This window comes from Pseudomonas sp. dw_358 (assembly GCF_018449655.1).
Taxonomy (GTDB): Bacteria; Pseudomonadota; Gammaproteobacteria; order Pseudomonadales; family Pseudomonadaceae; genus Aquipseudomonas.
Window position 1 is genome coordinate 42,346 of the sequence record NZ_JAAVUX010000013.1, and the last position, 20,844, is coordinate 63,189.

A 20,844-nucleotide genomic window follows, 5' to 3' on the forward strand; every position below is an offset into this window, starting at 1 on the left:
AGCGCTAGACGAGCGCCTGCGTCAACCGCGTCAATGCCTCCCCCTCCGCCTGCCGCTGCCCTGCCAGCAAGGCCTGACGCACCACTTCCTGCTCATCCACACTCAGTGCCACCGACTGGCTTCCCCATTCCCGATCCGGGAACAGCTCGCCCAGGCGCACCCGCACGTGCGGTGCCAGCGGCGTCACGGGCGCCCCCCCATTTGTCACCTCATACAGATACTGCTGAGCCTGCAACCAGGGCCGGCGAGCCTCGGCCAATGCTTCTGGCGAGCGCCGCTCCAACATTCCTTGCCACCAGGGCTGCTCCACCAGCCAATCAATCAACCGCGCGTCGGTCAGTTGCGCCAGAACATAGGCCTGGACTCGGTCCAACTGAGCCGGCGAAGACTGCAGTGCATAGAGCATGCGCTCCGCCTGGGGCGGCAGCGCCAGCCGTTGCGCCAGATCAAGACGCAGGCGCAGGCGTACTTCAGCCTCATCCAGGGCCAGCGGCTGAATGGCCAGGGCCGGCTCGTCCATTGAACTCAGGGCGCTGTCGGGAGCCTGGTCACCACGGGCCAATGCACCCTGCCGCGCCTCCCGACCCTGCACGATCCGCAGGGCCGCTTCGTCCACCAGTTCGGCGCGCAGCACCCCGCGCGCGGTGTTCAGCAGCGCCGGCATGTCGGCACCCGGCCGAGCCGCGGCCCGATAGATCAGCAACAGCGTTTCACAGCGGGTCAACAGTAACTGGATGCCGTCACCACAGGTGGTGATGGCTTCCTCGCCAATATCGAAAAAATCTTCACGCAGACGGGTCAGGCCCTGGCTGTCCTCGCCTGGTGCTAGCTCGCTGATGGCGCTGACCAGTGCCTGAACCCGGACACGACCTGCCGGCGGATCGCGACGATAGCTGGCCATGTCCTCGGCACGCTCCAGCGCCTCAAGAAAGTACCCGGCGCGTGGTTCGCTGCGCAGCGCCTCGACACTGGCCAGCAGCCCAGGTGTCGCGCCGACCAGCCAGCTCGGTCGCTGCGGCGCGGGTAGGTCACCCAGGCCCAAGTCCGGTTGCCAGGCATGCACGCGCTGGGCGCGGTGCAAACGTTGCAGCCCGAGCGCGTCGAGGTGCTGGGTGGACAGGTTGAAGGAGCGTAACGGTCGACGAAAATAGGCCAGATTGGCCAACACCGGGATTTCGACAATGGGGTTGTTTTGCAGCCACACTGAGCGTAACGGGCCGTCCACAATGGCCATCAGCCCGTCCAGGCCGGAGGGCCATTGCGTCAGCCCGCAGTCGCGCACATCAAGCATCTGCAAATCATGCAGTTCGCCCACGACGGGCGCCAGTACCAGGGGATTGCCGTGCAGGTCCAGCAGCGTCAAGCCCCGCATGCCGGCAATGACCTCGACCATCGGCGGGGTCAGTGCCAGGCGATTATTGCCTAGCCACAAGCGCTCAAGGTTCGGTATCTCACGCAGCGCCTGCCAATGGGCCAGGGTAAAGAGGGCACCGACATTGGGCATCGCGAATTCGTACAGCCGTGTCAGCCCGGCCAGACGTTGCAGGGCCTGCAAGGGGGGCGCCTCGGGTTGATTGCCGAGCACCAGGTATTCCAGATGTGCCAATCCAGCCAAGGGATCGAACATCGTGTCCGAGGCCGACAACGGGTTTTCGTCCAGCGTCAGGCCGCGCAACTCGGTCATGTGCTCCACAGCAGGCGGTATTCGGGTCAACGCATTGCTTTGCAGTTCCAACGCCTGCACTCGGGGGAATCGAGCGAGAAAGGCCGAGGGGTCGCCATGCAGCCCCATGTCGCTCAGGCCGAGGGAATAGACATGGGAAAAATCCGCCGTCAGCGCCGGCAACTCCCCGATGTGGCGCTCGCCCAAGTACAGGTCGGATGCCGTGGCCCAATCCATGCCGGCAAAGATCAGCCCGGTCTCGCGGCGCCACGCCGCACGAATCTCGTCGGCCACCGCCTCGCGATCCGCGACCTCCACAGGAAGCCGCACGCCCAGCCCATCCACCCACTCGGCGGCCTCCCCCTGCCACTGCTCCAACTGCTGAACGAGTGCTTCAAACTCCTGCTCCCGGACGCTCACGGCCAGCGCGCGATCCTCTCCCAGCTCCGCCAGCAACTGATTGAAATGGGCATCGGTGACCGCAGGGTACAAGGCCCGCAGGCGCTGCGCGATCGGATCGATGAGCGCCGGTCCGCGACCACTGAGGGCATAGCCCACCCGACCATTGGCCGAGCGGACCGGCGGGCGCCACCAGCTTGGCGCCCGGCGCTGGCCGAGCAGCGCAGCAGCCGCGTCGCGATGCGCGACGGCGTACTCGTAGACCCACAAACGCCCGGCTTGGGGGGCCAGGCCCTCGGGCACCCGGGCCAAGGTGCCCTGCCACAGCGTCTGGCTGTCCACACTTGCCCATGCCGGCAGCCACAGACCATTGATCGCCCGATCGAGTTGCCAATCCTGCAATGCACGCCGCGCCTGCTCGGCCTGACGCATCGGCACCCTTCCCGCGCTTAACAGCCGGCGTTCCGGGGCGCTGGCACCCGCGGCGATTTCTTCGACCAGCGACGGCGGCAACCCGGGAAAATCGCGGCCCAGCGTGGCGCCTGCCGGGGTGGACAGGGCGTGCGGTGGCAGGCGCAGTTCGACAGCGTTGCGCCACTCTCCAGGTCGATCAACAAGGCGCTGGGCCTGCGCATCGGCCATGGCTTCGCGCAGGGCTGCGGGGATCCTGTGGTTGTGCCGATGCAGCTCGCGCAGGCCGGTCTCGGACAACCGCGCCGTACGCCGCAAACGATCCAGTACGGGGCCGTCCAGGCCATGGGCTTCGGCCCCCAGCCGAGCCATGGACTGTTCAAGGCTCCAGCGCTCCACGCGCTCGTGGACCGCCCGCCATGTGCCTTGGCCGTTGTGCCGCAGTTCCACCCCTGCCGACTGCGCAGGATCAGGGTGGACCACCCGCCAGCGTTGGGCAGCCGGGTCGTGCGCAAGCCGATAGACCCGACCGTCCAGCACGATGTGCTCGGCATCGTCGAATCGGTATTGACCGAGCCGGTTGGGCATCAGGTCGGCCGGCAGGGGTTGGCTCAGGGCAAAGTCGTGCAGCGTCGCTTTCATCAAGCGCGTACGGCCCTGGCCATCGAGCACGGGCAACAGGTTCTCCATCAACGGTGACGGCCTGAGCGTCAGCGCCGCCCCGGCCGCCAGGGCGGTGACCGCCAGGGTCTGGGCAATATCGGCAAAGTGCGCGAGGGCCTCGACCCGTTCGCTGTGCTGCCATTGCTCTATGCCGATCACCAGGTCACCCAGCAACTGCACCGCCGTCGCCCCCAGCAGCAAGGTGCCCACCCCGGGGACGAAGAATCCGGCAACGTTGGCCAGGTTCAGGCCAATGGCTTCCCACAGCGCCAGGCGCGCCTCACGCTCGTGGCGATCCTCATCGTCGTTGGGCACCACTACCCGGCGCGCATCGGCAAGGATCCCGGTGACCTGACGCTGTTGCAGCCAGACATGAGGAGCACCGGACACCGCTGCCGCGCGCAGGACCAAGTCAGCATCGGGGTCGTCCACGCGCTGCGCTTCGCCAGCCCCCAGCGACCAGAATGGCAGGGGCCTGAGAGCATTATGCAGGCGCCGGGCAAACTCGGCGCGATCGGCCAGGGCGATCTGTCCAAGGAAGCCGAGCCCATAGTCTTGTTGGCGCAACTGCCCGCGCAGGTAGTCGGCCACCTCGGCCAGCGAAGCATATTCGCGCACGGGATGATGGGGATCACCGGCCAGGTAGAGCACACAGCGCGCCTGCCCGCTGAGCCGAGGTTGCAGCACCAGCGCCCGTTGCAAGGCAATGCCGACCTGATCCAGCGCGCCGAGCATGCGCAGCCCGCACACCTGGACCGGGTGGCCATGCCACTGTGCACGACCCTCCTCAAGCATGCCCTGCACCACCTGCAGGCCTTCATCGCTGAGCCATTGGCGCGCGTGCGCGCCGTTAGCGTGCAGGCGGATATCGGCCGCCACATCCGCCTGCAGGAGGGCGGTGACCCGAGGCGTCTCCAGTACCCCGCGCAAGTGATCCTGGTAGCGGCGCCCCAGATCCAGCTCGCGGCAGACCTGGGCAAACTCATGAGGCGCGATGTCGATGACCTGAGCGGCGTCGTACCAAGGGCCTTTGCCATAGGCATCGAAGTCAATGGGGACCCCCGGGGCCAGCACGGTGGAACCCGCTTCAAAGGCCGAGGCCGTCGTTTCAAGGCTGGAAAAGTTGGCCATGGCGGCCTCGATCAGCGTCTGGCGGGTAATGGCCACCCGTGTGCGTGCCACCTGAGCCTCGCCCACGTAGCGCAGCGGGATGTCGGGATACAGCTCCTTGTGATGGCGCAATCGCCAGAGCTCGATACACGTCACATCCACTGCGCGGTTGAAACGCTGGTGCAACGCCGCCGTCAGCAGCGGCTCGACGAAGGCGGTGGGTGTCGGCAGTGAATCAATTACGCCCTGCACGGCATGGCTGGCGGCGATGTGCTCGCTCAGGGCGGCTTGCCAGAGGCGGTGGACGCTCGGGGGCGCCTGGGTCAGCCAGTCGGGAATGCTGGCCTTGATGAGGTCAAAGTGTGCGGGCTTGCCACCGCGAACAACGGCTGGCGAAAGATTGGCCATGGTCATGGCTCCACTGCTTGAGGGGGCGGCAGTGGAGCAAAAATACCGTGGCGGACAGCGTTACATAGCTATTGTCCGCCGACGTCGGCGATTACCAGAAGCGCTGCTGGCTGAGCGTGTCGAAGGCGCGGCTGGCCAACTGTTCCACGGAGCTGCTGGCCGCCAGCCCGATCCGTTCCTGCAGGCTTTTGCGCTCGGCAAAATGCAGGTGATACAAATCGGCGGTCTTGGCGCGCTCGGCCAGGTATTCGTCGCTGGTCTTGAGTTCGTCCACCAGTTGCTTGTCGATGGCCGCGACCCCCAGCCACACTTCACCGGTGGCCACGTCGTCGATCACCAGCTGTGGGCGGTAATGGGCAACGAAGCTCTTGAACAGACGATGGGTGATGTCCAGGTCCTGTTGAAACTTTTCACGGCCCTTCTCGGTATTTTCACCGAACACAGTCAAGGTGCGCTTGTACTCGCCGGCGGTGAGCACTTCGAAATCGATGTCGTGTTTCTTCAACAGTTTGTTGAGGTTGGGCAACTGCGCGACCACCCCGATCGAGCCGAGGATGGCGAAGGGCGCGCTGATGATTTTCTCGCCGATACACGCCATCATGTAGCCACCGCTGGCGGCCACCTTGTCGATACACACGGTCAATGGCACGCCCGCCTGGCGGATACGCGCCAGCTGCGACGAAGCCAGGCCGTAGCTGTGGACCATCCCGCCGCCGCTTTCCAGGCGCAGCACCACTTCATCCTTGGGCGTGGCCAGGGTCAGCAGTGCGGTGATTTCCTGGCGCAGGCTTTCGGTGGCGGAGGCCTTGATGTCGCCATTGAAGTCCAGCACGAACACCCGGCCCTTGCTGTCGGCGGACTTCTTGAGCTTCTTCTCGGTCTTGCCTTGCTGCTTGCGCAAGGCTTTCAACTGGTCCTTGTCCAGCAGCGCGCTTTCCAGACGTTCACGCAATGCCTTGTAAAAATCATTCAGCTTCACCACCTGCAACTGCCCGGCCGTCTTGCGGCGGCCCTTGCTGCGCAACGAAGCAATGACCACCAGCACCACGACAATGGCGACGACCAAGGTGACGGTGCGCGCCAGAAAACCCGCGTAGTCGGCAAGAAAATCCACGGTGACTCCTTTACATGCAATGCTTCCGGCGGTTTGCCGGGACAGAATCGATGAAGCATACCGACAGCCCGCCGCTCCGGCTACCGGCACGTAGGCAGACACTGTCCACGGCGAAGGTTCAAACAGGCCATTCAAACAGACGTATGAATTATCATTGACAGCCCTTCGGCAGGCCCCTAACCTCCGGGAAACGTTCCAGCCGCATTTCAACTTAAAGGGCAGCGCAGGCGTGGGCAGCATCTATCTGATCCGACATGGCCAGGCCTCTTTCGGTGCCGCCGACTACGACGTGTTATCGCCAGTGGGCATTCGCCAGGCCAAAGTGGTGGGCGATCACCTCGCCGCCCTCGGCGTGCGCCTTGATCGCTGTCTGGCCGGGAGCCTGCAGCGCCAGCAGGACACCGGGCGCCTGGCCCTGACCCAACTGGCGAAAGCCGGTGCCAAGGCACCCGCCCTGGAAACCGACAACGGCTTCAACGAATTCGACGCCGAAGGCCTGGTCCGCGCCCTGTTGCCCGCCTTGCTGGCCAGCGAGCCCCAGGCCCTGGAGGTGATGCGCAACGCCGCGCACAACCGCGCCGAGTTCCAGCGCCTGTTTGCGCTGCTGATCGCCGACTGGCTCGAAGGCGGCCGCGACCCGGCGGGGCTAGAGGGCTGGACCGCCTTCCTCGAACGGGTCCAGGCCGCCCTGCAGCGTGTGCTCGACCGCGCCGCGCCGGCCGACAACATCGCCATATTCACCTCCGGCGGGGTAATCACCGGCCTGCTCCACCTGATCACCCGGATGCCTGCCCTGGAGGCCTTCGAGGCCAATTGGCAGATCGTCAACACCTCGCTGAGCGTGCTCAAGTTTCGCGGGCACGCCGTGAGCCTGGCCACTTTCAACAGTGATGCACACTTGCAACTGGCGAACGCGCCGCAGCTCATCACCTGGCGGTGAGTGGCGCCCACAGGTGACCTTCCGTCACCGCCTCTATTGATAAAGGATCGAACCATGACCTCCGTAGCCGATGCCGTACACACCATGAAAGCCAAGTTCAACCCAGCCGCTGCCGCCGGCCTGGACCTGGTGTTCGGGTTCAATATCACCGACGAAGACAAGCACTACGCGTTGATCGTCAAGGACAGCACCTGCGAGCTCGAAGAAGGTGAAAATCCGGATGCCAACGTCACCCTGGTGATGGACAGCGAGACCCTCAAGGGCATCGTCAGCGGCGAAACCGACGGCATGCAGGCCTTCATGGGCGGCAAACTGCGCGCCGAAGGCGACATGATGCTGGCCATGAAGCTGAGCGAGCTGTTCCCGGTTTAAGGCCCGATCCGACGCGACACCGCCGGGGCCGCATCGCGGCCCCGCACCTTGCAGCACTCTCCTGTTCGCCCGCCCCGCAATGCAAATGAATCCCGCCCCGATTCCATGAATTTAACGGGAATCTATTCAATAATGGTTATCATTATGGTAAAACGTAACCACTTATTGATACTCATTGTGGTGCACTGTGCTCGTTCCATTCCTGATCATGCTGCGCGAAGGCATCGAAGCCGCGCTGATTGTCGGCATCATTGCCAGCTACCTGAAACAGACCGGCCGCGGCCAATGGATGCCGGCGGTCTGGATCGGTGTCTTTCTGGCCGGCGCCCTGGCGCTGCTGGTCGGTGGCGGCCTGGAATTGGTCAGTGCCGAATTCCCGCAGAAGCAGCAAGAGCTCTTCGAAGGCCTGGTCGGCCTGCTGGCCGTGGTCATCCTCACCTCCATGGTGTTCTGGATGCGCAAGGTCGCCCGCTCGGTCAAGCAATCCCTGCAAGCCTCCCTCGAACAAGCTTTGGGCAACTCCAACAATCAGGTCTGGGCGCTGATCGCCATGGTGTTCTTCGCCGTAGCCCGCGAAGGCCTGGAAACGGTGTTTTTCCTGCTGGCGGTGTTCCAGCAGAGCCAGGGTGCCAGCGGCCCCTTGGGCGCGCTGTTGGGTCTGCTGGTGGCGGTGGCCGTGGGCGTGGCCCTGTACAAGGGCAGCCTGCGCATGAACCTGACCCTGTTCTTCCGCTGGACCGGCCTGTTCATTCTGGTGGTAGCCGCCGGCGTCCTGGCCAATTCGGTGCTCGCTCTGCATGAGGCCGGTCTGTGGAACCACTTCCAGGACGTGGTGTTCGACATCAGCGCCCTTCTGCCGATGGACGGCCCCACCGGCTCGGTACTCGCCGGCATGTTCGGCTATCAGGACGCGCCGACGGTCAGCGTGCTGGCGGCCTATTTCCTGTACCTGATCGTGACCCTGACCCTGTTTTTCATGCCCGCTACCGCCCATGCAGCGGGCAAGCCCACTCCCGTTTCCCATACGTAAGGCTCTCATGTCCAACCCCAATTCCGGCATGCCGCCCCGCGCCATGCGTTTCGCTGTCATCGGCTCGGCCGTGGTGCTGATTGCCGCGGGTGGCCTGTTCTACTACGCCTCCAAGACTGCCTCGGCCAAACGCCAGGCCAACGCCGGGGATGAAATCGTCGTCAACATTCACCCGCAGAGTTGCGAGCCCAACGCTCTCACCGTGCCGGCCGGCCGCACCAGCTTTCGCATCGTCAACAAATCCGAACGTGCCGTGGAGTGGGAAATCCTCGACGGCGTGCTGGTGGTCGAAGAACGCGAAAACATCGCTCCGGGCCTGAGCCAGGTGATCAACGCCAACCTGCAACCGGGCGACTATGCCATTACCTGCGGCCTTTTGAGCAACCCCCGCGGCACCTTGCACGTCACCCCGACCGCCGCCTCCGACGCCGCCGCCAAGGCCCGCCCGTCGATGGTCGCCTTCATCGGCCCGCTGTCCGAATACCGCGTCTACCTGAGCAGCCAAGGCAACGCGCTGATCCACGCCACCGATGATCTGGCCCAGGCGATTGCCGCCGGCGACCTGGACAAGGCACGCGCCCTCTACCTGCCCGCCCGCAGTGCCTACCAGCGGCTGGCCCCGGCCGCCCAGCGCCTGGCAGAACTGGACAACGGCATCAATGCCCGCGCCGACTACTTCGAAAAGCGTGAGCAGGACCCGCAATTCGGCGGCTTCCACCGCCTCGAATACGGCCTGTTCCAACAGAACAGCCTGGAAGGCCTGACACCTGTGGCACAGCGCCTGCAAGCCGATGTCGCCACCCTCAAGACCCAGCTGCTGGCCCAGACCCTGCCGCCCGAACAGTTGGTGCTGATTGTTTCACGCAACATTCGCAGCCTGGCCGATGTGCGCACCAATGGTGAAGAGGAACGCTACAGCCACCTTGACCTGAACGGCTTCGCCGCCAACCTGGAAGGCGCGCGCAAGGTGGTCGACCTGCTGCGCCCGGTCATGGCCAAGTCGGCCGCCGACCTGTTGCCCAAGGTCGACAGCGCCGTTGCGGCGCTGGATGCCCAGCTGAACGCCTTGCGCGGCAGCGACGGCCAGTACCTCCCGTACGACAAGGTCGGCCCCGATCAGCGCAAGCAGATCGCCGACAAGGCCAAGGCTCTGGCCGATGCACTCGACGGAATTGATCCCGCCCTTGGCCTGTCCGGCCTGTAATTGCGAAAAGAACCGATTTCATGAGCGAAGAACCGAAAAACCCTTCATTGATGCAAGGCTGCCCCGTGGACCCTCAGCGCCGTCGCGTGCTGATGGGCCTGGGCGCCGCCGGCGTGGCCCTGGCGGGCAGCACCATGAGCTGCCCGGCCATGGCCGCCCCCGCACCGGCCCAGGTGACCGAAGCGCCGAAAAGTGAAAAGACCCATGACGCCCACGATTATCAAGGCCAGCATCAGAGCGGCATCGTCACCCCGCGTCCGGCCGCCGGCATGATGGTTGCCTTCGACGTGCTGGCCAGTGATCGCGAGGACCTCGACCGGCTGTTTCGTACCCTCGACGAACGCATCAAGTTCCTGATGGCCGGCGGCGAGGTCAAGGAAGTCGACCCCAAGCTGCCCCCTGTCGACTCGGGCATTCTCGGGCCGGTGGTCATTCCCGACAACCTGACCATCACCGTCTCGGTGGGTGACTCGCTGTTCGACGAGCGCTTCGGCCTGGCCAAGGTCAAGCCCAGGCGCTTGAGCCGCATGGTCGGCTTCCCCAATGACGCGCTGGAAGAAGCCCAATGCCACGGCGACCTGACCCTGCAATTCTGCGCCAACACCCCGGACACCAACATCCACGCCCTGCGTGACATCGTCAAGAACATGCCTGACCTGCTGTTCGTGCGCTGGAAACAGGAAGGCAGCGTGCCGCCCCAGGCGCCATTGGCCCCTGGTGAACCGGCCCAGAGTGCGCGCAACTTCCTCGGTTTCCGGGATGGCTCGGCCAACCCCGACTCCAACGATGCCAAGGCCATGAATGCCCTGGTGTGGATTCAACCCGGGAGCGACGAACCGGCCTGGGCCGCCCATGGCAGCTATCAGGCCGTGCGCATCATCCGCAACTTCGTCGAGCGCTGGGATCGCACGCCGCTGCAGGAGCAGGAAAGCATTTTCGGCCGTCACAAAATGACCGGCGCACCCATGGGCGGCAAAGTGGAAGCCGAGGTGCCTGACTACGCCAAGGACCCGGAAGGCAAGCTGACCAAGCTCGATGCCCACATTCGGCTAGCCAACCCGCGGACGCCGGAGTCCCAGGCCAACCTGATCCTGCGCCGCCCGTTCAACTACTCCAACGGCGTGAACAAGAACGGCCAGCTGGACATGGGCCTGCTGTTCATCTGTTACCAGGCCGACCTGGAAAAAGGCTTCATCACCGTGCAGACCCGCCTTAACGGCGAGCCCCTGGAGGAGTACCTCAAGCCTTGCGGCGGTGGTTATTTCTTCACTCTGCCCGGCGTTGTCGGCGACCACGACTACATCGGTCGCTCATTAATCGATGCAACCAGAAAAACAACTGCTTAATCACACTTGATCACTTGGGGACCCGCTATGAAGAAGACGCCTCTCGCTCTGTTGCTGTCTGCCACCCTGCTCGCATCGCCGCTGGCCGCCTTTGCTGCCGCCTCGCCTTCGCTGGACCTGGTGCAGCCGATTTCGGACTACAAGATCTACGTGACCGACAAAGTCGACACCCTGGTCACCGAAACCCAGAAGTTCACCGACGCGATCAAGAAAGGCGACATCGCCACCGCCAAGAAGTTGTATGCGCCGACTCGCGTGCACTATGAATCCATCGAGCCGATCGCCGAGTTGTTCAGCGACCTCGACGCCTCCATCGACTCCCGTGTCGACGACCATGAGAAAGGCGTGACCGCGGAAGACTTCACCGGCTTTCACCGCATCGAGTACAGCCTGTACTCGGAAAACACTACCAAAGGCCTCGACGCACTGGCTGACCGTCTGCTCAAGGACGTGAAAGACCTGCAGACCCGCATTGCCGGCCTGACCTTCCCGCCAGAGAAAGTGGTAGGCGGCGCGGCAGCACTGATGGAAGAAGTCGCCGCCACCAAGGTGACCGGTGAAGAAGATCGCTACAGCCACACCGACCTGTATGACTTCCAGGGCAACGTCGACGGCGCACAGAAAATCGTCGAGCTGTTCCGTCCGCAACTGGAAAAACAGGACAAGGCCTTCACCGCCAAAGTCGACAAGAACTTTGCCGCTGTGGACAAGATCCTGGCCAAGTACAAGACCAAGGACGGCGGCTACGAGACCTATGACAAGGTCAAGGACGCTGACCGCAAGGCCCTCATCGGCCCGGTCAACACCCTGGCTGAAGACCTCTCGACCATGCGCGGCAAGCTGGGCCTGAACTAAGGCCTGACAGTCCGCATCGCCCTTGCCAGCGGCAGGGGCGATGCGGTCTCCAAGCAATATAAAACCTTCATATCCCCCCAACACCCCCACCAATAACACCCCCCGCGCCCTTGTGACCCACCCGCCCACGGATTAGATTGATCGGCAGAATAAAGACAAGGGACCCCCATGGTGCTCACAGATCAACCCACCGGCATTCGCCCAGGCGAAGAGCTGGATGCCCAGCTGCTCGACCCTTACCTCAAACAGCACATCCCGGGCCTGACCGGCCAGCCTGCCATCAGCCAATTCCCCGGTGGCGCCTCGAATCTGACCTATCTGCTGCACTACCCCGAGCGCGATCTGGTACTGCGTCGCCCACCCTTTGGCCACAAGGCACGCACGGCCCACGACATGGGCCGCGAGTTCGGCATCCTGCAACGTCTGGGCAGCGCTTACCCGTACTGCCCGAAAGCTTTCGTGCATTGCACCGACGCGCAGCTGATCGGCGCCGAGTTCTATGTCATGGAACGGGTCAACGGCATCATCCTGCGTGCGGATCTGCCGCCCGAACTGGGCCTGGATGCCGAACGCGCCCAGACCCTGTGCAAGAGCTTCATCGACCGGCTGGTGCAACTGCATCGCGTCGACTATCACGCCTGCGGCCTGGGTGACCTGGGCAAGCCCCAAGGGTATGTGGCGCGCCAGATCAGCGGCTGGAGCCAACGCTACGAGCAGGCACTGACCCCCGATGCGCCGCAGTGGCACGCCGTACGGCAATGGCTGGAGCAGCACATGCCCGCCGATTCACCGCGCTCGGCCATCGTGCATAACGATTACCGCTTCGACAATGTGATCCTCGACCCGGAAAATCCGATGAACATCATCGGTGTCCTGGACTGGGAGCTGACCACCTTGGGCGATCCGCTGATGGATCTGGGCAACACCCTGGCCTACTGGATCGAAGCCTCAGACCCGGCACCCGTGCAGTTGACCCGCCGCCAGCCCAGTAACGCGCCCGGCATGCTGACCCGACAGGCGTTTGTCGATTACTACGCCGAGCAGTCGGGCATCGTTATCGATAATCATGATTTCTACTACACCTACGGCCTTTTCCGCCTGGCCGGGATCGTCCAGCAGATCTACTACCGCTACTTCCACGGACAGACCCGGGACAAACGCTTCGCGCCTTTCATCCACATGAACCGGTTGCTGGAGCAGATGAGCCTGAACGTGATCAAACATTCCAGCCTTTGACCGGGAGCGTCCCATGAGCAAAACCGAACTCTTCGATCTCGACGGCAAGATCGCCTTCGTCTCCGGCGCCAGCCGCGGCATCGGCGAAGCCATCGCCCGGCTGCTGGCCACTCAGGGCGCCCATGTAATCGTGTCCAGCCGCAAGCTCGAGGGCTGTCAGCACGTCGCCGACGGGATCATCGCCGACGGCGGCCAAGCCACGGCAGTAGCGTGCCACATCGGTGAAATGGAACAGATCCAGCGCGTGTTCGCCGACATTCGCCAGCGTTTCGGCCGGCTGGACATTCTGGTCAACAACGCCGCCACCAACCCACAGTTCTGCAACGTGCTGGACACCGACCTGAGTGCCTTCCAGAAAACTGTGGACGTGAATATCCGCGGTTACTTTTTCATGTCAGTGGAGGCCGGCAAGCTGATGCGCGAAAACGGCGGCGGCAGCATTATCAACGTGGCCTCGATCAACGGCGTGTCCCCCGGCGTGTTCCAGGGGGTGTACTCGATGACCAAGGCGGCGGTGATCAACATGACCAAGGTCTTCGCCAAGGAATGCGCCGCGTTCGGCATCCGCTGCAATGCCTTGCTGCCGGGCCTGACCGACACGAAATTCGCCTCGGCACTGGTGAGCAATGACGCGATCCTCAAGACCGCCCTGGCGCAGATCCCCCTCAAACGCGTAGCGCGCCCGGATGAAATGGCCGGCGCCGTGCTATACCTCGCCAGCGCGGCCTCCAGCTACACCACCGGTGTGGCGTTGAATGTGGATGGCGGATTTCTCTCCTGACACATCCACTTGCGCCCTACACACTCGCAAGCCCGCGACGAGGCCCAGCGTCAATCATGCCTGGACCTCATCGCGGGCTTCGCGCGCTCCTGCAACGTTCATCACCGTGGTGCTAAACCTGGCCGGCCAGCACGGGTTCAGGCAAGCCGAGCCGTTCGGCCACGTAGAGGTCGATCAAGTAGCGGGCAATGGAGCGCCCGGCCGGCAGCGGCGGCAGTGCGTCGACTCGAAACCACTGGGCGTCTTCGATCTCGTCGGCCTGGGGCACAATATCGCCGCCGGCATATTCGGCGTGGAAACCCAGCATCATCGAATGGGGAAAAGGCCAGCATTGGCTACCCTTGTACTGAATATTGCGCACTTGCAGGCTGACCTCCTCGCGCACTTCGCGAATCAGGCATTGCTCGGCCGATTCCCCCGGCTCCGCGAATCCCGCGAGGGTGCTGTAGACCCCAGTGACGAAGCGCGGCGAACGGGCCAGCAGAATCTCGTCGCCGCGGGTCAGCAGCACGATCATGCTCGGCGAGATGCGCGGGTAGGCGCGCAGATCACACACGTCGCAATGCATCGCCCGTTCGCCCTTGATCTGCACTGCGGCGCGGCCGCAGCTGCCGCAGAAACGATGCTCCCGGGCCCAGGTGGCGATCTGCGCGGCGTAGCCGAGCAAATTGAAGATATCCAGGTCGCCCTGCATCATGAACTGGCGCAAGCCCTGCCACTCGCAGCCCGGCAGTTCGACCGGCCCTTGCAGCTCATAGACGAACACCGGTTCACCCTCGAGATGGCCGACGCCATGCTCGGCCAGTACCGGCAGGCCCTGGCTCGCGACCCATTCCCGGGCAAACAACGGGCCTTGCTCATCGCGCAGAAAACCCAGGCTGCTGCGCACCACAGCCCAGCCACCTGTGTGGCTGGGGTCAAGAACAGCGGTCGTCCAACGTGAAGACATCATGATTTCCTTAAAACGGGGCAGCGGCGCGAGCGCTCAATCGTCGAAGCGCGCCGGCTGCTTGCTCATACTGGCTGCCACGGCCACTTTCAGGTCGCTGGATTGCAACATGGCAGCGTTCCAGGTGGCAATGTATTCAAGACCATCGTCCACCCGATGGTCACGCATGTAGCTGATCATTTCCTTGGTCCCGGCGATGGCCAGTGGCGACTTGGCGGCAATCTGCGCGGCGATGGCCATCACCCCTTCCAGCAGTTCGGCATGACTGGGCCAGACCCGGTTGACCAGGCCGATGGCCAGCGCCTCGGGCGCCAGCACCGGACGGCCAGTGTAAGCCAGTTCGCGCAGGATGCCGTCGCCGATGATACGGGGCAAACGTTGCAGGGTGCCGACATCGGCGGCCATGCCCATGTCCACTTCCTTGATCGAGAAATACGCGTCGCTGGCCGCGTAGCGCATGTCGCAAGCGGCGATCAGATCGATGGCGCCACCGATGCAATAGCCCTGAACGGCTGCCAGCACCGGCTTGCGGCAGTGATCGACGGCGTTGAAGGCCGCCTGCATCTGCACAATCTTGCGCCGCAGCAGGCGGGCGTTGCGGCCCACGTCCTTACCCAGCTCGCTGGCCACCGACGCCAGCAGCATCAGGTCGATGCCCGCCGAAAAGTGCTCGCCGGCCCCACTCAGCACCACGACCCGCACGCTGTCATCTTCGTCCAGGGCTTGAAAAATCTCGATGATCTCGCTCCAGAACGGCGCGTTCATGGCATTGAGCTTGTGCGGGCGATTGATCTGCACGTGGGCAATCGAGTGGGCGATCTCGACCTTGAATGCCTGGTAGTCGGGCATGGAAGGGGGTTCCTGACTGTTGTTATAGGAGCAGAACTATAGCGCGGTTTCCGGTCCTGGACCGCGTCGCCGTTATCGCAGGCAGGGCCTGCTCCCACAGGTTCTACCCCATCATGGTTGTCAGTCCGCCCGATCCTGTGCCGGGGCCCAGGCCCGGTGCAGGTTGAGCGCGGTGTTGATGATCCCCAGGTGGCTGAACGCCTGGGGAAAGTTGCCCAGCATCCGCTGGCTGTGCGGGTCGTATTGTTCGGCCAGCAGACCGACATCGTTGCACAGCCCGCTCAGGCGCTCGAACAGCACCTTGGCGTCGTCCATCCGGCCCAGCAGCACGTACACATCCGCCAGCCAGAATGAACAGACCAGGAACGTCCCCTCCTCACCGCTCAGGCCATCGTCGGCACTTTCGCTGGTGTCATAGCGCAGCAACAGGCCATCACGCAGCAGGCGCTGCTCGATCTGGGCCACCGTGGCCAATACCCGCGCATCATCGGCCGGAAGAAAACCGGTCAGGGCTATCTGCAACAGGCTGGCGTCCATGTGCGTCGACCCATAGGACTGCACAAAACACCCCAGTTCGGGGTCCACCGCATGTTCGCAGACTTGCCGATGGATCTGATCGGCGACCGCGCGGCAGTGCTCGCCGGTGCGCTGCCCTTCCTCGCTGTCGTCGGCCACCTGGGCCCAGCGGTCGAAAGCCACCCAGGCCATGACCTTGGAGTGGGTAAAGTGCTGCGGCTCGCCCCGGATTTCCCAGAGCCCGGCGTCCGGCTCGTGCCAGACCTTCTCCAGGTAGGGCTTGAGCAACGCCGAGATGGCCGCGCCGCGTTCGTGATGGGGCATGCCGCCCTTGCTGGCCTGAGTCATGGCGTCGACCACCTCGCCATAGACGTCGATCTGCAACTGCCCGGCGGCCAGGTTGCCGATGCGCACCGGGCTGGAACCTTCGTAACCACTGAGCCACGGCAATTCATACTCGGGCAGGCGGCGCTCGCCGGCCAGGCCATACATGATCTGGATCTGCTCCGGGTTGCCGGCCACCGAGCGCAGCAGCCAGTCGCGCCAGGCGCTGGCCTCTTCGTAGTAACCCAGGTTCATGAACGCCAGCAAGGTCATGGTGGCGTCGCGCAGCCAGCAATAGCGATAGTCCCAGTTGCGCTCGCCGCCGATGCGCTCGGGCAGCGAAGTGGTGACCGCCGCGACGATCCCTCCGGTGGGCCGGTAGGTCATGGCTTTGAGGGTGATCAGCGAGCGCTTGACCAGATCCGACCAGGGCCCCACGTCCGGGCAGCGCGACGCAAAGTCGCGCCAGAAACGCTCGGTCTCGCTCAAGGCCTGCTCGCCGTCGAAGCCGTCGCGCACCGGCAGATGGGATGGCTGGTGGGCCAGGGTGAAGACATGCCGTTCGCTGGCGCGCACGGTGAAATGACTGACCGTACTCTGGGCCACTGCGTGCAGGGTGGAAGAACTGCGCAGCACCAGCATTTCCGGGCCGGCCACAGCGGTCAGGGTGCGGGGTACCTTCTTTTCTACCCAAGGCACGCTGCTGCCGTAATCGAAGCGGATGGCCAGGTCCATTTCGAACAGCACCTCGCCGCTCAGACCTTCGACGATGCGCAACACCGAGCTCTCTTCGCCCATCGGCATGCAGTCGATCAGGCGCGCACTGCCATTGGCGGTATGAAAGGTGGTTTCCAGGATCAGGGTGTCGTCACGGTATTGCCGACTCTGGCTGACGATGGCTTCGCGCGGGGCGATCAGCCAGCGGCCATTGTCCTGACTGCCCAGCAAGGCGGCGAAGCAGGCGGCGGAGTCGAAACGAGGGAAGCACAACCAGTCCAGCGATCCATCGCGGGCGACCAGCGCGGCAGTCTTGCAATTGCCGAGCAACGCATAGTCTTCTATCAGAGCGGGCATGATGACAACCTTGTGCGATACAGCGTTCAGGAATGCGGACGCCCCCGGGGCAGAATCATCTTGACGATGGCGTCGGCGATGCCCTCGTCGGCGTTGCTGCCGGTCACGGCACTGGCGTGGCGTTTGACCTCGTCGCTGCTCTGGCCCATGGCCACCGAAAATCCGGCGCGCAGAAACATCGCCACATCGTTGCCGCCATCGCCCATCGCGGCCGTTTCCTCCAGGGCAATGCCCAGATGCTCAGCCAGGCTGGCGAGGGCGTCGCCTTTATTGGCAGCCAGGTCGGTAACATCGAGGTAGTAATCCTGCGAGCGCGACGCCAAGGCCTGGCCCTCGATCTGCGACAACAGCTTTTTCTCCAACTCGATCAACAGATCGAAATCGGCACTGGTGGCGACGATCTTGTCAACGCGGTCCAGATAAGGCTCGAAGTTGGGCACCACGACTTCGTCGTAGCCCAGCACATCGCGCTCTTTTTGCATGTAAGCGGCAGTCCGATCAAGCACCAGCCATTGGTCGTCGGCGAACAGCCAGACCGCGACCGGGTATTGGGCAAACAGGGCCAGCGCCGTCTCGGCGGGCTGGCGGGCCAGCGGGCTGACCTTGATATAACGCCCATCGGGGGCCATCAAGGTGCCGCCGTTGAACGCGGCTACCGGCACATCGATACCAATGGCAGCGATCTGTTTGCGCATGGCCAGCGGCGGACGTGCGCTGGCCAGACTCAAGGCAATGCCTGCCTCGCGCAACTGCGCCAGTGCCGCCTGGGTTCTGGCCCCCAGGCTATGGTCGGGGAGCAGCAAGGTGCCATCGATGTCGCTGAGGACCAGACGCACGGGATGCTGCCCCCCCGCACTCATCCGAGTGGCTGCCAGCTGCGGCCGTCGCGAGCCAGCAACTCGTCGGCTTCCTCCGGTCCTTCTTCACCCGCCGCGTAGGTGGCCACGGAGCCACCCTCCTTCCAGGCATCAAGGAAAGGTTGCACCGCACGCCAGCCGTTTTCGATGTTGTCTGCGCGCTGGAACAGGGTCTGGTCGCCGGTCATGCAGTCGTACAGCAAGGTTTCGTAACCGGTCGACGGCGTCATTTGGAAGAAGTCTTTGTAGGCAAAGCCCAGCTCGACGTTTTCCATGATCAATGCCGGCCCTGGCCGTTTGGCCTGCAGATCGAACCACATGCCTTCGTTCGGCTGGATACCGATCTTCAGGTAGTTGGGCTTGAGGCGGTCGATCTCGGTGTCACGGAACTGCGCGTAAGGCGCCTGCTTGAAGCAGATGGCAATCTCCGTGTCACGGTGGCTCAGGCGCTTGCCTGTGCGCAGGTAGAACGGCACACCCACCCAGCGCCAGTTGTCGATGAGCACCTTGAGCGCAACGTAAGTCTCGGTCTTGCTCTCGGGGTCGACCTTGGGCTCCTCGCGGTAGCCCGGCTTGCCGCCCTCGCCCGAGGTGTACTGGGCGCGGACCGAGTTCTTCAGCGCATCGGCCTTGGAGTAAGGACGAATCGCCCCCACCACCTTGGCCTTTTCGCCGCGTACCGCATCGGCACCGAAGGCCGCCGGCGGTTCCATGGCAACCATGGCCAGCAGCTGAAACAGGTGATTAGGCACCATGTCCCGCAGGGCGCCGGTGCTGTCATAGAAGCTGCCCCGGGTCTCTACGCCCACCGTTTCGGCCGCGGTGATCTGCACGTGGTCGATGTAGTGGTTGTTCCAGAACGCCTCGAAGATACCGTTGGAAAACCGGCTGATGAGGATGTTCTGCACGGTCTCCTTGCCCAGGTAATGATCGATACGGTAGATCTGCGTTTCTTTCATCACCCCCAGCAAGCAGGCGTTGAGCGCCTGCGCGGTGGCGAGGTCCGAGCCGAACGGCTTTTCGATCACCACCCGGCGAAACGCTTCGGGGGTTTCCTTGAGCAGGCCGGCCTCGCCCAGGCGCTCGGTCACTTCACTGAAAAAGCGCGGCGAAGTGGCCAGGTAGAACATGGCGTTGCCCGTACCGGTCTTGGCGATGCGCTCTTCCACGGCCTTGTAGGTCGCCGGGTCGGTGAAGTCGCCAGTGATGTAGCTGATCCGCTTGGTCAGCTTCTCCCACAGCGCCGGGTCGATGATCTGGTCTTCGTCTTCGCTGCCCTTGATCTTCGCCTGTTCAATGATGAAGTTCTTGAGCTTGGCGGCGAAGTCGGCATCACTGACTTCGTTGTGGTCGACACCGACGATGTGCAAGCCGTTGTCCACCAGACCGTCACGGCGCAGGTTGTACAGCGCCGGCATCAGCAGCCGCTTGACCAGGTCGCCGTGGGCGCCGAACAGGAACAGCGTGGTCGCGGGTGCCGCGTCGACCTTGGATTTGCCCCGGATCATTTTGGAACCTCGATATGGCCACCGAAGCCAAAGCGCATGGCCGACAGCATCTTGTCACCGTAGGTGCTTTCTTGACGCGAGCGAAAGCGCGCGAACAGGGCACTGGACAACACCGGAACCGGCACTGCCTGTTCCACTGCGGCGTCGATGGTCCAGCGACCTTCACCGCTGTCGGACACGGAGCCGGAGTACTTGGCCAAGGCCGGGTCACTGGCCAGCGCATCGGCGGTCAGGTCCAGCAGCCAGGACGAGACCACACTGCCGCGGCGCCAGACTTCGGCAATGTCGGCCATGTTCAGGTCAAAACGCTCTTTCTCCGGCAGCTCGGTGGAGTTCTTGCTTTGGAGAATGTCGAAGCCTTCGGCGTAGGCCTGCATCAAGCCGTATTCGATGCCGTTGTGGATCATCTTGACGAAGTGCCCGGCACCGGGCGGCCCGGCGTGGATGTAACCACGCTCGGCGCGGTCGTCTTCGGACTTGCGATCACGGGTACGGGGAATGTCACCCATGCCCGGTGCCAGGCAATCGAACAGCGGGTCAAGGCGATCAACCACCTCTTTCTCACCGCCGATCATCATGCAGTAGCCGCGCTGCAGGCCCCAGACGCCGCCGGAGGTGCCTACGTCGACGTAGTGCAGTTGCTTGGCCTTGAGCGTTTCAGCGCGGCGAATGTCGTCTTTGTAGAAGGTGTTGCCGCCGTCGATGATCACGTCGTCGGCGTCGAGCAGGGTGCTCAACTGCTGGATGGTTTCCTCGGTCGGTGCGCCTGCCGGCAACATGACCCAGACGGCGCGAGGCGCTTGAAGCTTGGCGACCAGGTCGGCCAGGTCACTGGCGCCGGTAGCGCCTTCTCCGGCCAGGCCCTTGACCGAGTCCTGACTGCGGTCATAGACCACGGTCGTGTGGCCGCCCTGCATCAGTCTTCTGGCGATGTTGCCGCCCATACGGCCCAATCCAATGATTCCCAGTTGCATGCCGGTGCTCCAATGTGCAAATAAAGGTGAGTGACACCTTGGTGGTCGAACCATCATCCCAGCGTTAGTCCAAGGCCCTGGCGCATAAGTTTCAGGATCTGGGGGATGACGGGATATTTCATGTTGAGCGCGGGGCAGACCGCCATTCGTCGGTCAACCTTAGTCCAGCTTTGCCCGGCCCGAAAGAAACAGCCGTGCGCGCCGATAGATTCTTCATGAGCCAGCCGCATTGAGCGGCCCGCTTTTCCTGACCATAACAAC

16 protein-coding genes are annotated in these 20,844 nt (G+C 63.6%); 8 read left to right on the forward strand and 8 right to left on the reverse strand.

Features of this window, described 5'->3' with window-relative positions; translation table 11 throughout:
* Window positions 1-4 precede the first annotated feature (4 nt).
* The gene (locus tag HB675_RS18270) at window positions 5-4,654 is read right to left on the reverse strand and encodes a leucine-rich repeat domain-containing protein (RefSeq protein ID WP_213880087.1); all 4,650 of its coding nucleotides are present in this window, start codon (window positions 4,652-4,654) and stop codon (window positions 5-7) included.
* A gap of 91 nt (window positions 4,655-4,745) precedes the next feature.
* A complete protein-coding gene (gene sohB, locus HB675_RS18275; protein ID WP_213880089.1) occupies window positions 4,746-5,768 on the reverse strand; it encodes a protease SohB in 1,023 nt (340 codons plus the stop codon).
* 229 nt (window positions 5,769-5,997) lie between these two features.
* On the opposite strand from sohB, the gene HB675_RS18280 reads away from it, so the two are divergent.
* From HB675_RS18280 to HB675_RS18315, 8 genes are all read left to right on the forward strand, one after another.
* On the forward strand, window positions 5,998-6,708 hold the full coding sequence (locus HB675_RS18280) for a histidine phosphatase family protein (RefSeq protein WP_213880091.1): 711 nt from the start codon (window positions 5,998-6,000) through the stop codon (window positions 6,706-6,708).
* 54 nt (window positions 6,709-6,762) lie between these two features.
* Entirely contained in the window at window positions 6,763-7,080 is a 318-nt protein-coding gene (locus HB675_RS18285) for an SCP2 sterol-binding domain-containing protein (RefSeq protein ID WP_213880093.1), read from the forward strand.
* Between the two features lie 187 nt (window positions 7,081-7,267).
* Window positions 7,268-8,110 (forward strand): iron uptake transporter permease EfeU, encoded by an 843-nt coding sequence (gene efeU / locus HB675_RS18290; RefSeq protein ID WP_213880095.1) that lies wholly within the window; start codon window positions 7,268-7,270, stop codon window positions 8,108-8,110.
* 7 nt (window positions 8,111-8,117) lie between these two features.
* Complete coding sequence (gene efeO / locus HB675_RS18295; RefSeq protein ID WP_213880097.1) at window positions 8,118-9,314, forward strand: iron uptake system protein EfeO; 1,197 nt, start codon at window positions 8,118-8,120, stop codon at window positions 9,312-9,314.
* Window positions 9,315-9,334: 20 nt separating this feature from the next.
* Window positions 9,335-10,660 carry an iron uptake transporter deferrochelatase/peroxidase subunit gene (gene efeB, locus HB675_RS18300; protein WP_256737598.1) on the forward strand — a complete coding sequence of 442 codons (1,326 nt, stop codon included), beginning with the start codon at window positions 9,335-9,337 and terminating at the stop codon, window positions 10,658-10,660.
* 9 nt (window positions 10,661-10,669) lie between these two features.
* Window positions 10,670-11,515, forward strand: a complete 846-nt coding sequence (efeO, locus tag HB675_RS18305; protein ID WP_345945782.1) for an iron uptake system protein EfeO — start codon at window positions 10,670-10,672, stop codon at window positions 11,513-11,515.
* Between the two features lie 168 nt (window positions 11,516-11,683).
* The gene (locus HB675_RS18310) at window positions 11,684-12,751 is read left to right on the forward strand and encodes a phosphotransferase family protein (protein ID WP_213880101.1); all 1,068 of its coding nucleotides are present in this window, start codon (window positions 11,684-11,686) and stop codon (window positions 12,749-12,751) included.
* Window positions 12,752-12,764: 13 nt separating this feature from the next.
* Entirely contained in the window at window positions 12,765-13,532 is a 768-nt protein-coding gene (locus HB675_RS18315) for an SDR family oxidoreductase (RefSeq protein WP_213880103.1), read from the forward strand.
* A gap of 112 nt (window positions 13,533-13,644) precedes the next feature.
* Here the strand turns inward: HB675_RS18315 and nudC are convergent, their stop codons facing one another.
* The 6 genes from nudC to gnd form a co-directional block, all read right to left on the reverse strand.
* Window positions 13,645-14,481 (reverse strand): NAD(+) diphosphatase, encoded by an 837-nt coding sequence (nudC, locus tag HB675_RS18320; RefSeq protein WP_213880105.1) that lies wholly within the window; start codon window positions 14,479-14,481, stop codon window positions 13,645-13,647.
* 36 nt (window positions 14,482-14,517) lie between these two features.
* On the reverse strand, window positions 14,518-15,330 hold the full coding sequence (locus HB675_RS18325) for a crotonase/enoyl-CoA hydratase family protein (RefSeq protein ID WP_213880107.1): 813 nt from the start codon (window positions 15,328-15,330) through the stop codon (window positions 14,518-14,520).
* A 120-nt stretch (window positions 15,331-15,450) separates the two neighbouring features.
* A complete protein-coding gene (locus HB675_RS18330) occupies window positions 15,451-17,244 on the reverse strand; it encodes a glycoside hydrolase family 15 protein (protein WP_213880109.1) in 1,794 nt (597 codons plus the stop codon).
* A 26-nt stretch (window positions 17,245-17,270) separates the two neighbouring features.
* Window positions 17,271-18,104 (reverse strand): HAD family hydrolase, encoded by an 834-nt coding sequence (locus HB675_RS18335; protein WP_213880111.1) that lies wholly within the window; start codon window positions 18,102-18,104, stop codon window positions 17,271-17,273.
* Complete coding sequence (zwf, locus tag HB675_RS18340) at window positions 18,101-19,609, reverse strand: glucose-6-phosphate dehydrogenase (RefSeq protein WP_213880113.1); 1,509 nt, start codon at window positions 19,607-19,609, stop codon at window positions 18,101-18,103. The genes HB675_RS18335 and zwf overlap by 4 nt, the downstream gene beginning before the upstream one ends.
* Window positions 19,606-20,583 (reverse strand): phosphogluconate dehydrogenase (NAD(+)-dependent, decarboxylating), encoded by a 978-nt coding sequence (gene gnd, locus HB675_RS18345; RefSeq protein WP_213880115.1) that lies wholly within the window; start codon window positions 20,581-20,583, stop codon window positions 19,606-19,608. Before gnd ends, zwf begins: the two co-directional genes overlap by 4 nt.
* Window positions 20,584-20,844 lie beyond the last annotated feature (261 nt).